The 1,827-nt window shown below is 72.3% G+C and carries 1 protein-coding gene; it reads right to left on the bottom strand.

Going from position 1 to position 1,827, the window contains the following annotated elements:
* Nucleotides 1–137 precede the first annotated feature (137 nt).
* The gene (gene obgE, locus QH283_RS23080) at nucleotides 138–1,598 is read right to left on the bottom strand and encodes a GTPase ObgE (protein WP_280505037.1); all 1,461 of its coding nucleotides are present in this window, start codon (nucleotides 1,596–1,598) and stop codon (nucleotides 138–140) included.
* Between the last annotated feature and the right edge of the window lie 229 nt (nucleotides 1,599–1,827).

Genomic DNA, 1,827 nt, shown 5'->3' with positions numbered 1-1,827 from the left:
TAATCCCCTCCCCCCCCCCCCCCCCCCCCCCCCGCCCGCCGGGGGGGCCGGGGGGGGGGGGGGGGGGCGGGGGGCCCCGGGCCATGACTACTGTTCTCCGTCCCGCACCGAACCGCCGCACGGGCAGACGCGTCCGGTCACTGATGTTCCTCGTCGGCGTCCACCAGACCGCGACGGACCCGCGAGGCGTGCTTGCGCTCGGCCGCGCTGATCCGCTCGGACTGCTCGAGCCGGACATCGGTGCCCCGGCCGGTGGGCACCACGTCGACACCGGCGCTGATCTGCGGCTCCCAGTCGAAGCACACGTCACCGATGGTCACCGGCGCGCCGGGCTGGGCGCCGAGGCGAACCAGCTCCTCCTCGACACCGAGGCGGGCGAGCCGGTCGGCGAGATAGCCGACGGCCTCGTCGTTGTCGAAGGCGGTCTGGCGCACCCAGCGCTCCGGGCGGGTGCCGCGCACGATGAAGCCGCCTGGCTCGTCCGGGTCGGGTTGCACGCTGAAGCCGGACTCGTCGACCGCGATGGGGCGGATGACCGGACGCTTCGGCGCGGCCTTGGGATGTTCCTCCCGGTACTTGCGGACCATGTCGGCCAGCGCGAAGGTCAGCGGGCGCAGCCCGGCCCGCGAGACCGCCGAGATCTGGAAGACCGGCCAGCCGCGCTCGGTGAACTCCGGGGTCACCATCTCGGCCAGTTCGGCGCCGTCGGGCACATCGGTCTTGTTGAGGATCACCACGCGCGGGCGGTCGGCCAGATCGCCGAGACCGGCGTCGGCCGACAGGGCGGGCTTGTAGGCGGCCAGCTCGGCTTCGAGCGCGTCCACGTCCGAGATCGGGTCGCGGCCGGGTTCGAGGGTGGCGCAGTCGACGACGTGCGCGAGCACCGCGCAGCGTTCCAGGTGGCGCAGGAAGTCCAGGCCGAGGCCGCGGCCCTCGCTGGCGCCGGGGATCAGACCCGGCACGTCGGCCACGGTGAAGGTGGTGTCGCCACTGGCCACCACACCGAGATTGGGCACGAGGGTGGTGAACGGGTAGTCGGCGATCTTCGGCTTGGCCGCCGAGAGCACCGACACCAGCGAGGACTTGCCCGCCGAGGGGAAGCCGACCAGGCCCACATCGGCGACGGACTTCAGTTCCAGGACGAGATCGTGCTCCTCGCCCTCCTCGCCGAGCAGCGCGAAACCGGGGGCCTTGCGCGCCTTGGAGGCCAGCGCCGCGTTGCCGAGCCCGCCGCGGCCGCCGCGCGCGGCGACGAATCGATTGCCCGCGCCGACCAGGTCGATCAGCACCTCGCCGTCCTTGTCCAACACGACCGTGCCGTCGGGCACCTTGAGCACCAGGTCGGCGCCGGACTTGCCGTCGCGGTTGCCGCCCTCGCCGGGCTTGCCGTTGCCCGCCTTGGCGTGCGGGTGGAAGTGGAAGTCGAGCAGGGTGTGCACATTGGGGTCGACCTCGAACACGACGTCGCCGCCGTTGCCGCCGTTGCCGCCGTCCGGGCCGCCGAGCGGCTTGAACTTCTCACGGTGCACCGAGGCACAGCCGTGACCGCCCTTGCCTGCGCGCACGTGCAGCACGACACGGTCGATGAATTTCGACATGGTCGAATCATCCTCCTTCGAGGCAGGTCTACGAACGTGTCGTCGCTCGCACCCCGGGTTACAGGACGGCGGGATCAATCGAACAGCGTGGTCGAACCCCGCCCGGAAACGCGAAAAGCGGGGGGGGGGTTTGGGCCAGACCCCCCCCCGGCGGGGTAGGGGGGGGGGGGGGGGGCGGGCGGCAAACGCGGCCGGGGGACCGAGTTATAACTGGTAAGGGCCCCCGAGG

The organism is Nocardia farcinica (assembly GCF_029867845.1).
GTDB classification, from domain to species: Bacteria; Actinomycetota; Actinomycetes; order Mycobacteriales; family Mycobacteriaceae; genus Nocardia; species Nocardia farcinica_A.
The sequence above is the reverse complement of the archived record's forward strand: the minus strand, read 5'-3'. Positions and strand labels throughout refer to the sequence as shown.

Excerpts from the sequence above, each read along its gene's own strand:
- obgE (WP_280505037.1), bottom strand. The coding sequence starts at position 1,598 with ATGTCGAAATTCATCGACCGTGTCGTGCTGCACGTGCGCGCAGGCAAG.